Source organism: Bosea sp. BIWAKO-01, assembly GCF_001748145.1.
In the GTDB taxonomy this organism is placed as follows: Bacteria; Pseudomonadota; Alphaproteobacteria; order Rhizobiales; family Beijerinckiaceae; genus Allobosea.
The window spans coordinates 182,013-199,761 of record NZ_BCQA01000001.1 but is presented as its reverse complement, the minus strand read 5'-3'; the positions used below and the strand labels follow the sequence as shown (position 1 = coordinate 199,761).

At 64.6% G+C, this 17,749-nt stretch carries 15 protein-coding genes and 1 pseudogene; 9 read left to right on the top strand and 7 right to left on the bottom strand.

Going from position 1 to position 17,749, the window contains the following annotated elements:
- Positions 1-116: 116 nt before the first annotated feature.
- On the bottom strand, positions 117-827 hold the full coding sequence (locus BIWAKO_RS00940; protein WP_069876941.1) for a GntR family transcriptional regulator: 711 nt from the start codon (positions 825-827) through the stop codon (positions 117-119).
- A gap of 308 nt (positions 828-1,135) precedes the next feature.
- On the opposite strand from BIWAKO_RS00940, the gene BIWAKO_RS00935 reads away from it, so the two are divergent.
- Positions 1,136-1,849: a DNA helicase gene (locus tag BIWAKO_RS00935; protein WP_069876940.1), complete on the top strand. Its 714-nt coding sequence runs from the start codon at positions 1,136-1,138 to the stop codon at positions 1,847-1,849.
- A 139-nt stretch (positions 1,850-1,988) separates the two neighbouring features.
- On the opposite strand, the gene BIWAKO_RS00930 is transcribed toward BIWAKO_RS00935, so the two are convergent.
- Positions 1,989-2,759: an alpha/beta hydrolase gene (locus tag BIWAKO_RS00930; protein WP_084651097.1), complete on the bottom strand. Its 771-nt coding sequence runs from the start codon at positions 2,757-2,759 to the stop codon at positions 1,989-1,991.
- Positions 2,760-2,905: 146 nt separating this feature from the next.
- Here BIWAKO_RS00930 and BIWAKO_RS00925 point away from each other — a divergent pair, with 146 nt between their 5' ends.
- Complete coding sequence (locus tag BIWAKO_RS00925) at positions 2,906-3,391, top strand: MarR family winged helix-turn-helix transcriptional regulator (RefSeq protein ID WP_069882053.1); 486 nt, start codon at positions 2,906-2,908, stop codon at positions 3,389-3,391.
- A gap of 127 nt (positions 3,392-3,518) precedes the next feature.
- Positions 3,519-4,157, top strand: a complete 639-nt coding sequence (locus tag BIWAKO_RS00920; protein ID WP_069876939.1) for an alpha/beta hydrolase family protein — start codon at positions 3,519-3,521, stop codon at positions 4,155-4,157.
- 72 nt (positions 4,158-4,229) lie between these two features.
- Here BIWAKO_RS00920 and BIWAKO_RS00915 read toward each other — a convergent pair whose 3' ends face one another.
- The 4 genes from BIWAKO_RS00915 to BIWAKO_RS00900 all read right to left on the bottom strand — a co-directional run bounded on the left by BIWAKO_RS00915 (position 4,230) and on the right by BIWAKO_RS00900 (position 6,634).
- Entirely contained in the window at positions 4,230-4,451 is a 222-nt protein-coding gene (locus tag BIWAKO_RS00915; protein WP_069876938.1) for a hypothetical protein, read from the bottom strand.
- Between the two features lie 202 nt (positions 4,452-4,653).
- On the bottom strand, positions 4,654-5,259 hold the full coding sequence (locus BIWAKO_RS00910) for a hypothetical protein (RefSeq protein ID WP_141739926.1): 606 nt from the start codon (positions 5,257-5,259) through the stop codon (positions 4,654-4,656).
- Between the two features lie 97 nt (positions 5,260-5,356).
- Entirely contained in the window at positions 5,357-6,028 is a 672-nt protein-coding gene (locus BIWAKO_RS00905; protein ID WP_069876937.1) for a LuxR C-terminal-related transcriptional regulator, read from the bottom strand.
- Between the two features lie 396 nt (positions 6,029-6,424).
- Positions 6,425-6,634, bottom strand: coding sequence for a hypothetical protein (locus BIWAKO_RS00900; protein ID WP_069876936.1), 210 nt, complete (start codon positions 6,632-6,634; stop codon positions 6,425-6,427).
- 112 nt (positions 6,635-6,746) lie between these two features.
- On the opposite strand from BIWAKO_RS00900, the gene BIWAKO_RS00895 reads away from it, so the two are divergent.
- The 3 genes from BIWAKO_RS00895 to BIWAKO_RS00885 are packed head-to-tail and all read left to right on the top strand — an operon-like array spanning position 6,747 to position 9,807.
- Positions 6,747-7,931: an ABC transporter substrate-binding protein gene (locus BIWAKO_RS00895; protein WP_084651095.1), complete on the top strand. Its 1,185-nt coding sequence runs from the start codon at positions 6,747-6,749 to the stop codon at positions 7,929-7,931.
- A gap of 11 nt (positions 7,932-7,942) precedes the next feature.
- The gene (locus BIWAKO_RS00890; RefSeq protein ID WP_371332149.1) at positions 7,943-9,016 is read left to right on the top strand and encodes a FecCD family ABC transporter permease; all 1,074 of its coding nucleotides are present in this window, start codon (positions 7,943-7,945) and stop codon (positions 9,014-9,016) included.
- Positions 9,013-9,807, top strand: a complete 795-nt coding sequence (locus BIWAKO_RS00885; protein WP_069876934.1) for an ABC transporter ATP-binding protein — start codon at positions 9,013-9,015, stop codon at positions 9,805-9,807. Before BIWAKO_RS00890 ends, BIWAKO_RS00885 begins: the two co-directional genes overlap by 4 nt.
- A 98-nt stretch (positions 9,808-9,905) precedes the next feature.
- Here BIWAKO_RS00885 and BIWAKO_RS00880 read toward each other — a convergent pair whose 3' ends face one another.
- The gene (locus tag BIWAKO_RS00880; RefSeq protein ID WP_074471490.1) at positions 9,906-10,937 is read right to left on the bottom strand and encodes an AraC family transcriptional regulator; all 1,032 of its coding nucleotides are present in this window, start codon (positions 10,935-10,937) and stop codon (positions 9,906-9,908) included.
- A 237-nt stretch (positions 10,938-11,174) separates the two neighbouring features.
- Between BIWAKO_RS00880 and BIWAKO_RS00875 the strand changes: the two genes are divergently transcribed.
- The 3 genes and pseudogenes from BIWAKO_RS00875 to BIWAKO_RS00865 all read left to right on the top strand — a co-directional run bounded on the left by BIWAKO_RS00875 (position 11,175) and on the right by BIWAKO_RS00865 (position 17,584).
- Positions 11,175-11,501: a hypothetical protein gene (locus BIWAKO_RS00875; protein ID WP_141739925.1), complete on the top strand. Its 327-nt coding sequence runs from the start codon at positions 11,175-11,177 to the stop codon at positions 11,499-11,501.
- A 1,060-nt stretch (positions 11,502-12,561) separates the two neighbouring features.
- Positions 12,562-12,972: pseudogene (locus BIWAKO_RS00870) on the top strand (cell wall hydrolase); the annotation flags it as partial.
- Between the two features lie 565 nt (positions 12,973-13,537).
- Positions 13,538-17,584, top strand: a complete 4,047-nt coding sequence (locus tag BIWAKO_RS00865; RefSeq protein WP_069876932.1) for an autotransporter outer membrane beta-barrel domain-containing protein — start codon at positions 13,538-13,540, stop codon at positions 17,582-17,584.
- Positions 17,585-17,749: the final 165 nt, after the last annotated feature.

Here is a 17,749-nt window from a genome sequence, read left to right as displayed (position 1 = left end):
TCCTTCTGGCTTGCCGAATGGTGGAGTTCGCAGCGCCGCAAGGGCGACGACGCTTCTCTCTGCGTCCTGATATATCTGTTTGCATATTATTTGTCGACAAGAATTAGGCAAGCGTCCTAAAGGGCAATCTCCAGGCGCTCGTCACCGACCATAAGCTTCTGGATTTGCTGGACGATCTGATCGGCATGGGCCTTCCCGAGGCGCTCCGCCGCGACGACGTCGCGGGCGATGATCGCGGCGATCATCGCTTCATGCTCCTCGACGAAACGCTGCGGCAACCGGTCCTCGTAGGACTGATAGTAGAGCCTGAGGAAGCGCCGCCCTTCATCGAGCAGTCGGCTGAACAGGCTGTTGAAATAGGGGTTGCGGCCGGCCTCGGCGATCGCGGAATGAAACGCCGCATTCGTGGCGATCATCGCCAGCGCGTCCTGCGCCTGCACGGCGGCGGCGAATTCCTTCTGCCGGGCGCGGATGGTGACCAGATCCTGCGGGCGATGATGCTGGGCCGCGAGCTGCGTCGTCACCCGGTACATCAGCACGAGGGCGTCGAAGAAGGGCGACATGTTGAGGAAGTCGAGGTTCGACACCATCGTCGAGCGGTTGGGGAGGGTGTCGATCAGCCCTTCGCCCGCCAGGCGCACCAGGGCCTCGCGAATGGGCGTGCGCGACATCTTGAACCGCTCGGCGAGCTGGACTTCGTCGATCGGGCTGCCCGGCGGCAGCACCAGATCGAGGATCTCGTCCCGCAGCAGATCATAGACGACCTTCACGCCCGAGCCGCGCTTGCGCTCGGGAGCGGCGGCGGCAGATTGCTTCGTCGTCTTCATCGGCAGATCCTCTTGTCGACAAGAAGGATACTGGCGGGGCGATGCGGGATCAATCGGCGCCGGAAGGTCGCACGCGGGAAGGGGGCGCATGGACGGGCTCCGTGCGCAGCGGCATCTCCAGGACGCGAAAGGCGGACGATTTTCCCACAGTATCAACTGGGCTATCATCCGATTCGGCGTCAGCCCACGCCTCCCCCTCCGCCGGGAAAGTATCCTTCATACCGGGCCAGATGATTGATCGAACCGACTGTTCGAGCGCCAGGCATAAGGAGGGGTTGTGAGAATTGCTCGCAATGGGAGGTTGTTCGATGAAGCTGTCTGCGCCTGTCTATCGCTTGAAGCGCAAGGCCAAGCTCTTGTCCCGGCAAGAGAACATTCCACATCACGAGGCGCTCGACCGTATCGCCCGCAAGGAGGGGTTCGAAGCCTGGAGCCTGCTCGTGGCCAAATCGGCTGCGGCAGCGCCAGCCTGTAAGCTCTACACGCGATTGGCGCCTGGCGACCTGGTCCTGGTGGGCGCCCGGCCGGGGCAGGGCAAGACCCTGCTCAGTCTCGAGTTCGCGCTTGAGGCGATGAAGTCCGGCAAGCGCGCTGTCTTCTTCACGCTGGAATATACGAGAAAGGATGTCATCGATCGCTTCCGTGTGCTTGGCGCGGAACTCGCGGATTTCGACGGCTTGTTCGCATTCGACAACTCCGACGGGATCAGCGCCGACTACATCGTCAAGGCGCTGGATGACGCGCCCGACGGCACACTCGTCGTCATCGACTATCTGCAGTTGCTCGATCAGAAGCGCGAACATCCCGACCTGATGGTTCAGGTTCGCAGGCTGAGGGCCTTTGCGCGGGATCGCGGACTGGTCCTCGTCTTCATCTCGCAGATCGATCGATCCTATGACCCGTCGACGAAGCCGTGCCCTGATCTCAGCGATGTGCGGTTGCCGAACCCGCTGGATCTGTCGCTGTTCGACAAGACCTGCTTCCTGGGCAAAGGCGACATCCACTTCCAGGCCGCGACCTGACCACGCCAACGCGGCCTCGCAGGATCGGTCCGCGGTCAGGTCTGTCGGATCCTGGTGCAGCCAATGAAAGAGGGCGGGCCCGTTCAGGGCCCGCCCTGACTGTCGCTGGCGATCGATCGGCAAGACCGCCTTCGCCCTGTCACTTCGCGTTGGCGGCCTTTTCGATGACTTCGGCGACGACGCCGGGCTTCGAGACATAGACGGCATGGCTGCCCTTGGTCTCGACGACGGTCGATCCGGCGCGCTTGGCCATCTGGCGTTGGGCCGGGGGCGGGATCATGTGGTCGTCGTTGGCGACGAGGTAGAAGCTCGGCTTGACCTTCCAGGCCGGATTGGTGACCGCGCCGGCCAGCGCCGCGACGCCCCAGGGCACCTGCGAGTCCGCCATCAGGGCCGCGGTGTCGGCATCGACATCGGCCGCAAAGGAGGCCGCGAACTTGGCCTTGTCGAGGGCGAGGAAGCCGTCGACGGGCGGCAGGATCGGCGGGACGGCGGCGCCGGGAGGCGGGTTGGCGATCAGCGAAGAAACCGACTCGCCCTGATCCGGCGCGAAGGCGGCGATATAGACGACCGCCTTGACCTTCGGATCGGTGCCGGCCTCGCTGACGACGACACCGCCATAGGAATGGCCGACCAGGATGACTGGGCCATCCTGCTGGGCGATCGCCCGCTTGGTGAAGGCGACATCGTCGGCCAGCGAGGTCGTCGGGTTCTGGACGATGGTGACGCTGTAGCCCTTCTTCCGGAGGATATTGTAGACGCCCTGCCAGCCTGAGCCGTCGACGAAGCCGCCATGGACGAGGACGACGTTCCGGGCGGCAGGGGCGGCCTCGGCGGTGGTGCCGGTGACGATGGCGGAGAGGGCGACGGTAGCGGAGAGGGCGGCGGCAGCGATCAGGGACTTGGTCATGACGGTGGCTCCTTCCTGTTTCTGCGATAATCATTATCGCGATATGCAATTCGGTACAGAGACCTCGCGATCTTGTAAAGCGATTTCTTTATCGCGATATTGTTTTTCGAGATCTGGGCCTGTGAGCCCCGCCCTGGAGGATGCCGATGACCGATGCCCCGACAGTGCCGCTCGACGGCCAGCTCTGTTTCTCGATCTATTCCGCCTCGCTGGCGATCCAGCGCGTCTACAAGCCGATGCTGGACGCGCTCGGCGTGACCTATACGCAATATCTCGTGCTCAGCGCGCTCTGGGAGACTGACGGTCTGACGATCGGGGCGATCGGCGAGCGTCTCGCGCTGGAGCCGAGCACGATCACGCCAGCGGTCAAGCGGCTCGAGGCGGCCGGCTTTCTCGCCCGTCGGCGCAGCACCATCGACGAGCGCCTGGTCGAGGTCCATCTCACTGAGAAGGGCAGGAGCCTGCATCCGAAGACGGGGTGCCTGACCGATGCGCTCTTGCGCCATTCCGGCTTCGCCGTGCCCGAGATGATCGAGCTCAACAGCCGCGTCCAGGCCCTGCGCCAGGGCATGCGCGACGCGACCGGCGCCAACCAGGGCCTCGTAGCGGCAGGAGACGACAGGTCCTCTTGATCCCACGAATGCGCTCGTGGACTGCGGCGAGGGGCACTGCCGCCGGGCTTGACGACCGCGAGCAACGGACGCTGTTGATTGTGGTCGGCGACAGGACGCCGGCAACTCCGGCGAGGCGAGCACGTCAATGGTGGCATTTCTGATGGATGGCCCGGAGAAGGCGAGGGCAACGATCCTCCTGGCGCATGGCGCCGGGGCTCCGATGGATTCCGCTTCGATGACGGCTAATGCCGGCGCCCTGGCTGCGGCCGGTCTTCGCGTGGCCCGGTTCGAATTCGGTTACATGGCGGGTCGCCGGACATCAGCCGGTCGTAAGCCACCGCCGCGCGCCGAAACGCTGATCTCGGAATATGCCACCGCCATCGGCGCGCTCGATTGCAAGGGGCCGCTCATCATCGGCGGCAAATCGATGGGTGGACGTGTCGCCAGCATGCTGGCCGACGAGTGGCACGCATCCGCCCGGATCGCCGGCCTGCTCTGCCTTGGCTATCCCTTCCACCCGATCGGCAAGCCCGAGCAACTGCGGACGGCACATCTCGCGACCATGAAGACGCCGACCCTGATCGCGCAGGGGACGAGGGACCTGTTTGGAGCGCGCGAGGAGGTGTCGGCTTACAAGCTCTCCAACGCCATCGAGATCCTCTGGCTCGACGATGGCGATCACGACCTGAAGCCGCGCAAGGCAGTCTCGGGCTTTTCCGTCGACGACCATCTGAAGACCCTGTCGAACAAGGTCGCCGCCTGGGCGGATCGCCTCACGGCGTAGCGGCACAGCCGGCGCCGGCAGGTGAAGCGGCGCGAGCCCGCACTCGGTGCCGCTTCGTCAGTCTGGCCAGCCTCAGGTTCCGTCCGGCCCGCTGCTTTTGAGTTCCCAGGTCAGGATTGCGAGAGCAAGGTTCTCAAGCTCCAGCTCGGCCATGGGATGGTGGGCGGCGGCGTGGAGATCGCGCGCCCTGGCGCAGGCGCGGATATAGTCCGCCTCCGAGCTCAGCATGACGGAGCGCCGGTTCGGGTAGCCTGGCGCGCGGTTCCGCCGGCGGTCGGGTCGCTCTTCACGCATGCATGGCCATGCCGGTTCGTGAGACGGTACTGCTCGTGCCTTAGAGTGAGGCCCGTTCACGACAATCGCAACCCCGTGATTACCATTGGGAGCGATTCGTCGAACGGCACTCGAATTCGAGGGCGTACTTCAGTCAGGACGCAGGTCCCCCAAGGGCATCGTCTCTCCGGGGTGGGCGAGGGCAGTTCCGATCAGGACCCGCCTATTGACGCACCAGGATGATCTCGGAGGTCTGCAGGATCGGGCCGCCGGGCGTGAGGTTATCCAAGATGGTAATCCGCAGGATGCCGCGGCCGTCATTCTGGATGACCATCGCGGCCTGCGTGTCGCCATTGACTGGGCGCGGCCATTCGATGCGAAAGTTCAGGGCGTCGCCGCTGCGCGTGCCGCTGAGCCGGGCGGGGCCGATCCGGGCGCCGGTATAGGTGCCGCGATAGGTGCCGGAGCGCGGATCATAGGTGACATCGATCGCGACCGGGCGCACGAAGATCAGATAGGCGCGGCAGCTGCCTTGTGCGCTGATCCGATTGTCGGTGGGGCGTCCCATGATCGAACAGGTCACGTGCCGCGGCTGGCTGCCGCCGTCGCGCTGGACCTTACCGGAGCCGGACCAGTCGCCGCGAAAACGCTCGAGAAAGTCGGACTCGGCAGCGCGGGCGGGATTGCAGGCGAAGGCGGCAAGGATGCAGCACAGGCAAGCCGCCGCGATGCCGCAGCGTATGGGGATGCCGATGCCCCGATGCTGCGGGAGCATCCGGCAATCCAGTTGGAGCGGAGTGCCGGGCGTAAGAGTGTCCGCGACCGTCATGCGCAGCCTCCCCGGCTCTGGCTGCCTTGGGCTCGGCTAGCGTCCGGGCCCCAGCGATTGCGGCCCTCTCAACGGATCCGGCGGGGCCGGTCGTCGTTCACGGGCGCCTGATCATGGCAGGGGTGTTCGCTCCCGCAGCCAGCTTTTGCGCCGCAAGCACCACCTCCAGGCGATTGCGCGCGTTCAGCTTGGCCATCAGGTTGGTCATGTAGCCCTTGACGGTCTTGGCGCTGAGCGACAGCTCGCGCGCGATCTCGTTGTTCATCTTGCCGAGCAGCAGCAGGTTGACGATCTGCTGCTCCCGGACACTGAGCCTGTTGCTGATCGCCTTCTGTCGTTCTAGGGTCTTTTCTTTCAACGCACAGATTAGCTTGGTCGCGAAGGAGGGGGTGACATAGACGTCGCCTCGCTGTGCCGCCTGAAGAGCCTGGAAGAGGTCTTCTCCGGGACTGCCTTTCAGAACATAGCCCTTGGCCCCGGCATCCAGGGCCCTGATCGCGTCTTCCGTGTTGGCCGAGGCCGTGAACACCACGATCTTCGTCTCAGGAGCGATCTTCAACGCGTCCGCAATCGCCTGGAAGACATCCCCCGCCATGCTGAGATCGACGATCATTTCATCAGGGTGATGCGTTCTGGCGATCGGCACGATGTGATCTGCGACAGTCCCCGTCGCGGCGAGCATGAAACCGCCCCAGCGCTTCAGCAGCGCGGCAATCCCCTCCATCAGCATCGGGTGATCATCGACGATCGCAACCGAAAGGTCCGGCATGGCTGACCTCTGTACTCTACCCCCAAGCCTGACCGGATGGTTGCGTAGTCAACGCTCTTTGTAAATCCTCTCAAAGTGAGAACAATCTCGATCCAGTCTGGTGGACAAACCTGTCTTGCTAAACCTTAGATAGAATAGTTTGGTGTTCTGCTCCTGCGGTTGTGGTCGCCGACAAGCGGGAGGGCATTCTGGCGCCTCCGCGGCGGTCATCCCGGGCCGGCTGAGACCAACAGTGGCAATCTCGTTCAGCGCAATCGCCAGGTCTGTCCATCCCGTCAGGTCTGACCCTGGTCATCTCGCCAGGCGCACAGTTTATAAATCTACTAATTATAAATTAGAGTATTTCTAAGTTATTGAAGTGTCGTGACAAATCGCCGCGCAGTCTGTAACCGGTCGCTATTCTGCACGAGGACAGATGCGGTGGATCTTCTGACCATGCGATCGATCGGGGATAATATCCATCGTGACTGGAGCCGCCCTCCGGTCAAGTCCGATGTATTGCGGAATCGCGAGATCTTCTTGCCCATCGGGACTGCGCATCTCGGCGCGCGCGATAGCCAGCGATTGCTTGAGCCGATCCGCACGAGAACCGTCTTCCTGGAGCATGAGCAGATCAAGGGCGGTCAGGCGAGGGGAGGCTGCCGGTTGAACGCTGGCGGCTGGGCCAGGACCGCTGCGCCATCCCCATGCGCAAACGGCAATCGATAGAGCGAGGATCATGATGGACAGGCATTCACAATCCGTGCCGGGCTGGTTTGCCCGGCTGACCCGGCGCGTGGCGCTCATGGCCGCCCTGGCCCTGCTTGCCGCACCGGGCATCCGCAGCGCGCAAGCTGCCGACACCATGATCGAGGTGACCGATCTTGCCGGCCGCATCGTCAAGGTGAAGAAGGGCGTGCAACGGGCCATCCTCGGCGAGGGCCGGCTGTTCTCCGCGACGGTCGTGCTGATGGGCAAGGACAAGCCGTTCGCGCAGCTTGCCGCCATCGGCGACGACCTGCCGAAATTCGACCCCGACACCTGGAACCGCTACCTGGCGGATGTCCCTGCCGCCAAGTCGATGACCTTGGTGAGCGCGCTCGCCTCGAGCGATTTCAGCGTGGAGAAGGCGATCACGCTCGATGCGGACCTCGTCATCCTGTCGCTCGGCTTCCTGGACAAGGCGATGCAGTCCGGCGTCGTCGACAACCTGGCCAAGGCCGGCATCCCGACGATCTTCATCGATTTCCGCGAACGCCCGACGCAGAACACCGTGCCGAGCATGCTCCTGCTCGGCCGGGTCTTCGACCGCGTCGACGCGGCCAACAGCTTCATCGACTATTATTCGCAGCAGATGCGGCGGGTCTACAACGTCACGACGCGGCTGAAGCAGGATCAGCGGCCGCTGGTCTTCGCCGAACAGGCTGCGGGGCTCAACCCGTCTGCCTGCTGCCAGTCCTTCGGCAATTTCAATTTCGGCGAATTCGTCTCCGAAGCCGGCGGCATGAACTGGGGATCGAAATATTTCTCCGGTGCCGGCGGCATGGTCAATCCGGAGAAGATCATCGTCGATGATCCGCAATTCCTGCTGATGACCGGCGCCAACTGGTCGAACAGCAATCCTGGCAATATCGCCGTCTGGCTCGGCTACGAGACCCAGCCTGAACGTGCCGCCGCACAGCTCAAGGGCCTCGTCGCCCGGACCGGATTTCCGGGGCTGACGGCCGTGAAGAACAGGAAAGTGATGGCGATCTATCACCAGTTCTACCAGAGCCCCTATCACTTCGTGGCCATCCAGGCGCTCGCCAAGTGGCTGCACCCGAATGAATTCAAGGATCTCGACGCCTGGGCGACCTTCCAGGAACTGCATGACCGCTTCCTGCCGATCAAGCTGACCGGCAAGTTCTGGATCGAGATGAACTGATCGCCATGGCCCTGTCCCATACACCGGCTTTCGAGCCGCCTGCCGATACGGCCAGCGAGCGCTATCGGCGGCGGGGGCTGCGCAAGCTCCTGCTCGCTGTCGGGGCGCTCGCACTCCTGGCGCTGGCGCTCGTGGTCGATGTCTCGGTGGGGCCCGGCAATTTCCCATTGATGGATGTGGCGCGCGTCATCCTCGAACCGGGATCGATGGGCCCGAAGCTCGACGTGATCGTCTGGGATGTGCGCCTGCCCGTCGCGGTGATGGCCATTCTCGTCGGTGCCATGCTGGGCACCGCCGGGGCGCAGATGCAGACCATCCTCGGCAATCCGCTCGCCGATCCGTTCACGCTCGGCATCTCGTCGGCGGCGAGCTTCGGCGCGGCGCTTGCGATTGCGACCGGTGTCTCGCTCGTGCCCTTCGCTGGGGCCTTCCTGGTGACGGCGAACGCCTTCCTGTTCGCGCTCGCGACCTCCGCGATCCTGTTCCTGTTCACGCGGCTGCGCGGCGTCACCGTCGAGACCTTCGTGCTCGTCGGCATCGCGCTGTTCTTCACCTTCAATGCGCTTCTGGCCTTCATCCAGTTCCACTCCTCCGAAACGCAGCTGCAGCAGATCATCTTCTGGATGATGGGCAGCCTGTCGCGCGCCACCTGGACGAAGCTCGGAATCTGCGCCGGCCTGCTTGGGGTCATCCTGCCGTTCTGCCTGCATCGCAGCTGGATGCTGACCGCGCTCACCATGGGCGACGAGCGCGCGGCTGCCCTTGGCGTGCGCGTCGCGCGGCTGCGCCTGGAAATGCTGGTCTGCATCTCGCTCCTGGCCTCGACCGCTGTCGCCTTCGTCGGCACGATCGGCTTCATCGGCCTGGTGGGGCCGCATATCGCCCGGCTGCTGGTCGGCGAGGACCAGCGCTATTTCGTACCGGTCGCGGCGATTGCCGGCGGCCTCATCCTGTCGGTCGCGTCGACGCTGTCGAAGGGCATCACGCCGGGGATCATCTATCCCATCGGCATCATCACCGCCCTGGTCGGCGTGCCGTTCTTCCTCAGCCTCGTGATGTCGATCCGCCGGGAGCGCTGGCAATGAGCCTCTCGATCGAGTCGATCGGTTTCGCCTATCGTGGCCGCGGCGACGTCTTCGACGGTCTCAGCGCCCTTGGGCTTGAGCGCGGCACCGTCACCGCCGTGGTCGGGCCGAACGGAGTTGGAAAATCCACCCTGTTTCGCCTCGTGGCCGGGCTGCTGCGCCCGCGCGCTGGCACCATGCGGCTCGACGGGACCGACCTCGCCGGCATGACATCGCGGCAGCGGCATGATGCGATCTTCTTCCTGTCGCAGCATGTCGCGATGCGGGCTGCGCTCTGCGTCTTCGATTATGTGCTGCTTGCCCGGAAAGCCCATGGCGGCCGTGCCACGCGCGAGGATCTGCGGGCGGTGGAGGAGGCGCTCGGCACGCTGCATATCGACCACCTGTCGGAGGTTCCGGTATCCGACCTTTCGGGCGGCCAGCAGCAACTCGTCTCCGTGGCCCAGGCCCTGGTGCGCGCGCCCAGCGTGCTCCTGCTCGACGAGCCGACAAGCGCGCTCGACCTGCGCCGGCAGCTGCAGGTGACCAATGTCATCCGCGAAACGACGCGGCGGCGCGGCCAGGTCACGCTCGTCGCCTTGCACGATCTGGCGCTGGCCAGCCGCTGCGCGGATCGCTTCCTGCTCATCGACCGCAAGACCGTCGTCGCCGATGGGCGCCCGAGGGATGTCCTCTCGCATCCGGCGGCGTCGGACGTGTATGGCGTCGACATCACGCTGGAACAGGGTGCGACGGGCAATCTCCTGGTCGACACCATGCTGCGCACCGGCACCGAGCGGCCGACGGCCTGAGAGGACAGGGGGGGCGCTCATCGCCCAGTCAGATGGGCGTCGCATGCACTCTGGCCGCGCCGACTGCGCCAACGGCCTTGGCGTCGGCCAAACGACATTCATCCGTTCGGGGTGCCGCCCAGCCGCATCTGGCTCGGCGCCAGCCCGGTCCATTGCTTGAATGCATGCGAGAACGCGCTGACTTCGTGGAAACCCAGCAGCCAGGCGACCTTGGAGACATGGTGGTCGCCATCATTGAGATAGCGCAAAGCCAGATCGCGCCGCAGTTGCCGCAGGACCTCCGAAAAGTTCAGACCCTCCTCGGCGAGCCTTCGCGCCAGTGTCCGTTCGCTTAATCCAAGCTGGCGGGCGATGACTTCGGCGCGAACCTTTCCGTGAGGCAACAGCGGAGCAATCGCATTCTCGACGCTCACCCGAAGCGGGCTCGCATTGGTCGTGCGGGATGATAGCGCCGCCTCGCAATAGGTCTGGAGGAGATCGTTGAGGTAAGGGTCGGCATTCACGAGATGGCGTTCACGCGCATCGGCCTGCAGAACGAAAGCATCGGTCTCGGCGCCGAACTCCACCTTCGTCCCGGCAAACCGCGACATCGCAGAAGTGTCGCCCGATCGGTGATGCGCGATCGAGACGTGTTGTGGGACGAGGTTTGCGCCGGTCAGGATGCGGCAGACCCTAATTGCTCCAAAAATGCAGAACTCGGCCTGGTGCCGATCGCAATGCCGGGGAAGGCCGGCATAGCTCAGCGTGACGGTGAGCCCGCTTCCCTCCGCAATGCTGAAGACCAGCGCTTCATTGGTGATCGCGCTGTAGCGCGCAATGCGTTGCGTTGCGTCGCCGAGCGTTTGTGAGGATGCCATCACATAGAACAGCAAGCCCATGGCACGGGGGTCGAATTCCTGGGCCAGGGTGAAGCCGAGGCAATCATCACCCAGTGCCGTCGCGGCCCGGTCCAGGAATGCGACCTGACGCCGGGAGGGCACTCTCTGATCGTGATCGGCGAGCATGTCTTCGGTCAGGCCGACCTCGTTCAGGAGAGGCGCGGCCGCTATGCCTGCGCCGGCAAGGCGAGCAACGGCAAGGCGCGAGATGCCTGCTAGCGTCGTCGGCAAGGAGGTCAGGTCGCGTGGCAAAGCCGCCGAACTCCCCTGCTCATGTCCGGGACGAGCAAAACCTTGGCCGAAATTAACAAGCGTCGAACGCTCCAGCAACGTATTTCGGGGATGTCCGGTCTGCGTGCGCGCACCGGCCACGCCTTGAAGGCAATAGGCCCAGGATAAACCAATAAGCCCAGAACAAACCTGGAGCGGAAATGGAGCCTACGGATGAGATCTCGCCGGCGTCTGGCCTCATTGAGTGCTGTCGGGATCATGATTTCTTCGACCGGTCACGCTGCGACCTTTGCCTGGGAATGCAAGTTCCCTAGCTTTCGCAATGCCCTGACCTTTGTTTGGGATACCGATAAAAGCTCAGCTTCCCTGATTGGCGGCGCGGGCTCGGCGACGTTGTGGCCGAATTTCGGCACGATCGCCTCCGGGCAGGCTGTTGTCTCATTCGCTGAGCCAACCTCTGGCGGAGCCATCCAGACGACAACGATCATCGTCAACACCGGAGAAGCGATTCATAGCCGCAATGCCATTGTCGGCGGGAAGTTTGCTCCCTCGCAAGATTCGGGTCAGTGCAGGCAAAAGCGCTGATTCTAAAATCTGCATGCTTGCTACTATGTGTTAGTATTGGTTTGTCGACTTAAATTAATTTAATAAATTAGATAACGTTAATTGTGTTCAATCGAAATATTGAATGCGAAATTCGGCGTTCATATTCCTGAGGGATCTCGGCGCGATGCGCGTCTAAATCACCTACCGGGAGGAGCGGTCACAAAGTTGCCGAACTCCATGTCCATATCGCTTCGATCAGCGAATAATGCAGTCTCAAATCGGGAGAGAAAAAATCTTTGATAGTTAGGAACAAGAGGCAAGGCCGTCAGCAACATTTTTCGGGTACACCGAACCGACGTTGTCGAGGCCGATCTGCCATGAACGTTAAACTCAACGGTGATGCAGGCTGTATGTTTTTGATGCAGAATTTTGCTTCGCATAATGGCCGCCGATCTCGGTCAGCGACAGACAAGATTATCGCCTGCGAAGTGGTCGTCATTTCCACTGTCGCGTTCCGGCGCGACGCCGGCGCATCCGGTCGACGCGCTAATACAGATCAGTCGTCGATGAATAGCCTCAGGCCTGAAGCCGTTCCGTGGTTCTCCCGCGCGTTGAGCGGCGAGGTAACGCCTCGGCACGAGGCCGCTTGATGCGGCACTGCGCGCGGCCGCACTCCTCATCGCAATGGCCGTAACGCTCGTTAACCCCCGTTAGTCAAACACCTTTGTCGCCTTCGGCATATCGAGACGCTGCGCTACGCAGGGCCTTCGCCATGCTTCGGGACAAACTCCAGCAGAACGAGTTCTTTTCCGCCTCCACAGCCTCCGTGAGAGCCTTGACGTGCTCGTCTCCGGTCAGGCCGCGGCGCCCAAACCCAGCAAACACACCAAGCCACAAGGGCCGCTGATCCTGCCGACGATGGATCCGGGCCGCGAACGCACGGCTTGCCCCTTACCCCCGGAGTATCCCCATGAAGCGCATCGCCCCACTGGCGTTGCTTTCGCTTGCGGCCTTTGTCGAGCCGCCCGCCACGACCATGGCGTCCACGCAGCTCATCCTCACCGGAGTGCCCGTCGTGATCGACGGCGACACGCTGGCGAGCGAGCAGCGCTGCCTCGCCGAGGCGATCTATTTCGAGGCGCGCTCCGAAGCGGAGGACGGGCGCGTCGCCGTCGCCCAGGTGGTGCTCAACCGGGTCAAGAGCGGGTATTATCCGGGTTCCGTCTGCGGCGTCGTCTACCAGAACCGCCACCGCAGGCTCGCCTGCCAGTTCACCTTTGCCTGCGAGGGCAAGTCGTTGCGCATCAAGGAGCCCGAGCAATGGCAGGTGGCCCAGCGCATCGCACGTGAGGTCTACGAGGGCCGGACCTATCTGGCGGAGGTCGGCGATTCCACGCATTATCACGCCGATTATGTCCAGCCCTCCTGGGCGAAGAGGCTGAAGAAGATGGATGTGATCGGCCGCCACATCTTCTACAGCCGCGGCACGACCGGACTGGCCCATTTGTGAAGCGATCGATCAAATCGCGCTGCGGGGGTTAGGCGGGACTGGCTGGGATTATCCGGGATCTCGTGAAATGCTGCAGCTTTACCAGAGCTTGGGCCGCGAACGGTGACCAGGGAGCGAACGCTCCCAGCGAAAGATCAAATGGCACTAAGCGACCCTGGCGCCCACCTATCGCACTCCCGGCCGCCGCTTGAGCGCTTGTTACGGTCCCAAACTCGGACGTTTCCGGCCAGGGGTGAGTGTCTTCTTCCGAGTTCCGATTTAGCTGACGTTTTCAGTAAGCTGCGGACTCCCGGCTTGTTCTGGTGCTGTTCGCAAACCCCGAGCTCCCAGCAGCAGGCCAGCGTCCGCTTCCGACGACCCTGACCGGACGTTCGCCTCGTTGCCCGGAAGCGGACGTCCTGACGCTCTGTATGGGCTGCACTCGGTTCTCAGAGCACATCGCCTGCGCGACAGGTGCGTCGCAAATCCGCCACGCCCGATCGATTTGGCGCGATGTGAACGGCTGTTTATTGCCCCGCGCGCCGGGAGGACCGAGCCTGCCGTCGCGGTTGGGGCCTGACTATCGATGCCGAACGATCTGAAGCTTGCGCGGATGCTGCCGGCGCGTGGCCGGCGGCCGGGGCAGCTATGTCAGTCCGTTTCGATGCTCGCGCTCGGTCTCGCTCTGCTCGCCGCGGCCCCCGCTGCTCTCGCCCAATCGGTTACAGTCACTGGCGCAGTCTATCCGATGCCCCCCCAGCCGCTTGCAAACTGGAATCTGGGTGGCGGGATCCTGACCATCGGTGACGTCGGCCCCGCGACGCTGACCATCGCTGGGGGTGGCAGTGTCACGAGCGAAGTCACCCGAATCGGTAATTATGGTAGTGGCACGGTGACAGTGACGGGCGTCGGCTCGCTCTTGGCCAGCCCCGCAGCCCTCCTGGTCGGATACCTCGGGGGCGGCGACCTGCGCGTCGAAGACGGCGGCGCCGTCACCAGCAGTGTCGTCAATATCGGCTACGCCGGTGGGGTGGTCGGCAACGCGACGGTGACCGGCGCAGGGTCGCGCTTGACCGTGGACGGCGATCTCGATGTCGGTGAGCGTGGCAGAGGCACGCTCACCGTGTCGAATGGCGGTAGCGTCTCGAACACCTATGGCTATCTCGGCACGTTCAATGGCAGCAGCGGCACGGCGACGGTTACCGGGGCAGGCTCCAGCTGGACCAATTCGGTCGAGCTGCGTATCGGCCACCACGGCACCGGCACGCTGACCATCGAGAAGGGCGGCAAGGTCAGCGCGGCGAAGACGATCATCGCGGCGACCGGCACCGGCACGCTCAATCTGCTCGGCGATACCGTCAACGGCCGCGGCGTGCTCGAAACCGGGCAGCTCGTGAAAGGGGCGGGCTCCGCGACGCTCAATCTCGATGGCGGCATCCTGCGAACAGCACGCAACGAGAGCAATTTTCTCGATGGCTTCGGCAGCGCCACGATCGGCACGAACGGTGTCTTCTTCGACAGCAACGGCTACGACATCGCCGTATCCACCGCTTTCGACGGCAGTGGAGGGCTGACGAAGCAGGGCGCTGGCACGCTGACGCTGACCGGCACGAACAGCTATTCGGGCGGCACTACGATCACGGGCGGTGCGCTCGCGGTCTCGGCCGACGCCAATCTCGGCGACACATCGGGCGGCGTGACGCTGGACGGCGGCACGCTGCGCGCGACTGCGAGCTTCTCCACCGCGCGCACGATCACACTCGGCACCTCCGGCGGGAGCATTATGGTCGATAGCGGCCAGACCCTGACGGCCAGCGGCAACATCATCGGTGGCGGCGGGCTGACCAAGGCGGGAGACGGCACGCTGAGCCTGATCGGCTTCAACTCCTATACTGGCGGGACGACGATCGCGGGCGGCAAGCTCATCGTCGGGTTCGACGGCAATCTCGGCGACTCCTCCGGCGGGCTGACGCTGGCCGGCGGCACGCTCGCAACGACTCAGAGTTTCAGCTCGGGCCGTTCGGTGACGTTGTCAGGCAGTGGCGGTGGCATCGAGGTCACGACCGGGCTGAACCTGACCCTCACCGGCACGATCTCGGGTACGGGCGGCCTGACCAAGACCGGGGCCGGCATGTTGATGCTCTCGGGCACCAGCACCTATTCCGGCGCGACTACGGTATCGGCCGGCACCCTCTATATCAACGGCGCTCAGGCACTGTCGGCTGCCTCGAACTACGCCATCGCGTCCGGCGCGCTACTGAACGTCAACGATGGTCTCGGCACGGTCACGGCCGGCTCGATCGCAGGGGCTGGCCAGATCCGGATCGAGAGCGGCTCGACGCTGGAGACCGGCGCGACCCATGCTTCGACCAGCTTCACCGGGATGATCTACGACGCCGGCAGCATCAGGAAGGTCGGCACGGGCACGCTGACACTGACGCAGGAGAACAGCTATGCCGGCGGCACGACGATCGCGGGCGGGGCGATCAGCATCTCCAGGGAGAGCAATCTTGGCTCGACCTCGGGCGCGCTGACCTTGAACGGCGGCGTGCTGCAGGTGACCGGGACGACGCTGACCGAGCTCAACCGCGCCGTTGTCTTCGGCACGGCGGGCGGCGGCTTCGACATTGCCGATGCCGGCAACAGCTTCACTCTCTCGCAGTCCTTCTCGGGCACGGGCGCGTTCAGCAAGGCCGGGGCCGGCACCTTGCTGCTGAAGAGCACGCAGAGCTATTCCGGCGCGACCACGGTCTCAGGCGGAACCCTGCGGGCGGGCCAGGTCGGTTCGTTCTCAGCCGCCTCGGCCTTCACGGTGGCATCGGGCGCGCGGCTCGATCTGGCCGGGTTCAGCCAGAGCATCGGCTCGCTTGCCGGCGCGGGCATGGTGACGCTCGGCGCGGGGACGCTGACCGCCGGTTCCGACAACAGCTCGACGGGCTTCGCCGGGTCGATCACCGGCAGCGGCGGTCTGACCAAGGCTGGTGCCGGCACGCTGACCTTGTCGGGCGCCAGCAGCTATGCCGGCAGCACGCAGGTCCAGGCCGGCAAGCTCGTGGTCAACGGCTCGCTGGCGAGTGCGGTGACGCTGGCCGGCGGTACGCTCGGCGGCTCCGGCACGGTCGGAGCGATCAGCGTCGGCGGCGGCGCGACGGTGGCGCCCGGCAACTCGATCGGCACGCTGACCGTCTCCGGCAATGTCGCGTTCGCCTCGGGTTCGATCTATCAGGTCGAGGTCAACGCGGCCGGCCAGAGCGACCGGATCGTGGCCTCGGGCCTGGCGACGCTCGCGGGTGGCACGGTCGCAGTCCTGGCCGAGACCGGCAATTACGCGGCGAGCACGAACTATACGATCCTCACCGCCGCGGGCGGCGTCTCCGGCCAGTTCGCCAACGTCACCTCCAACCTCGCCTTCCTGACGCCGTCGCTGAGCTATGGCGCAACCAGCGTCACGCTGACCATGGCGCGCAACCAGACCGGGTTCGCCACGGTCGCGTTGACCCGCAACCAGGGCCTGATCGCCAATGCGGCGGAGCGGCTCAGCGCCGGCAACCCGGTCTATGACACGCTGCTCTCCAGCACAGCGGCCGAGGCGCGCGCCGGCTTCGACCTGCTCTCGGGCGAAGCGCATGCGCAAGCCGTCGCGGTGATGATCGACGAGAGCCGGCTGGTGCGCGAGACCATACTGTCGCGCCTGCGCGGGCCGCTGCTGACGGCGCCTGCCGGAGAGGTCGCGGCCGCCTATAGCGCCGACCTGCCCGGCCGCAAGGGCGCGGTCGCCATGCCCGCCCCGCTGCCGCAGTCGCGCTACGCATTCTGGGGCGAAGCCTTCGGCGGCATGGGCAACAGCAATGCCGATGGCAATGCGGCGAGCCAGTCGCGCCGCAGCGGCGGCGCGCTCCTCGGCGCCGACATGCTGGTCTATGACAATCCCGGCTCCTCGCTCAGGCTCGGCCTCGCTGGCGGCTACAGCCAGTCGCGCTTCGATCTTGACGCCCGGCTCTCCTCCGGCAGGCTCGAAAGCGGCCATGCCGGCCTCTATGCCGGCGCCCGCTTCGGCAGCCTGCGCCTTGATATGGGCGCGGCCTATTCCTGGTCGGAGAGCGATATCCGCCGCCAGGTCGCGATCCGCGGTTTTGGCGATGTCTTGCACCTGCAGCGCCCGGGCTCGACCGCGCAGGCCTTCGCCGAGCTCGGCCATGGCTTTGCCTTCCAGGGCTTTGCGCTGGAGCCCTTCGCGCAGCTCGCCCTGATCCGGGTCTCGACCGATGCCGGCACCGAACAGGGCGGCGCGGCCGCGCTCAGGCTGTTCTCCTCTGAGCAGACGCTCGGCTTCAGCACGCTGGGCCTGCGCGCCGAGGCGCAGCTCGGCACGGCGCCGCTCTTCGCCCGCGCCATGCTCGGCTGGCGTCACGGCTTTGGCGATCTGACCCCGGTGGCGAAGACCGCCTTCCTGCTCGGCTCCACCCCGGCGCAGGTCTACGCCGCTGCGATCGACCGCAATGCGCTCGCCACTGAGGCCGGCCTCGACTGGCGCCTCTCCTCCGCCACCAGCCTCGGCCTGACCTACTCCGCCGCCATCGGCGAACGCTCCAGGTATCAGGCCCTCAAGGGCAGGGTCGATGTCAGATTCTGAACGGCGCCTAATTCGGTTGGAATCAACGTTCGTTTATCCCACCGCGAAACCCCAAAACGACGCGTCTACGGGCGGAGGTAGCCGGCTCGTCTATTGCTTGGTGTCAGAAGTCGCATCTGTTGCCATTTGATCGTTCGGTCGCTGCCATTTGATTGCTCGCGCGCT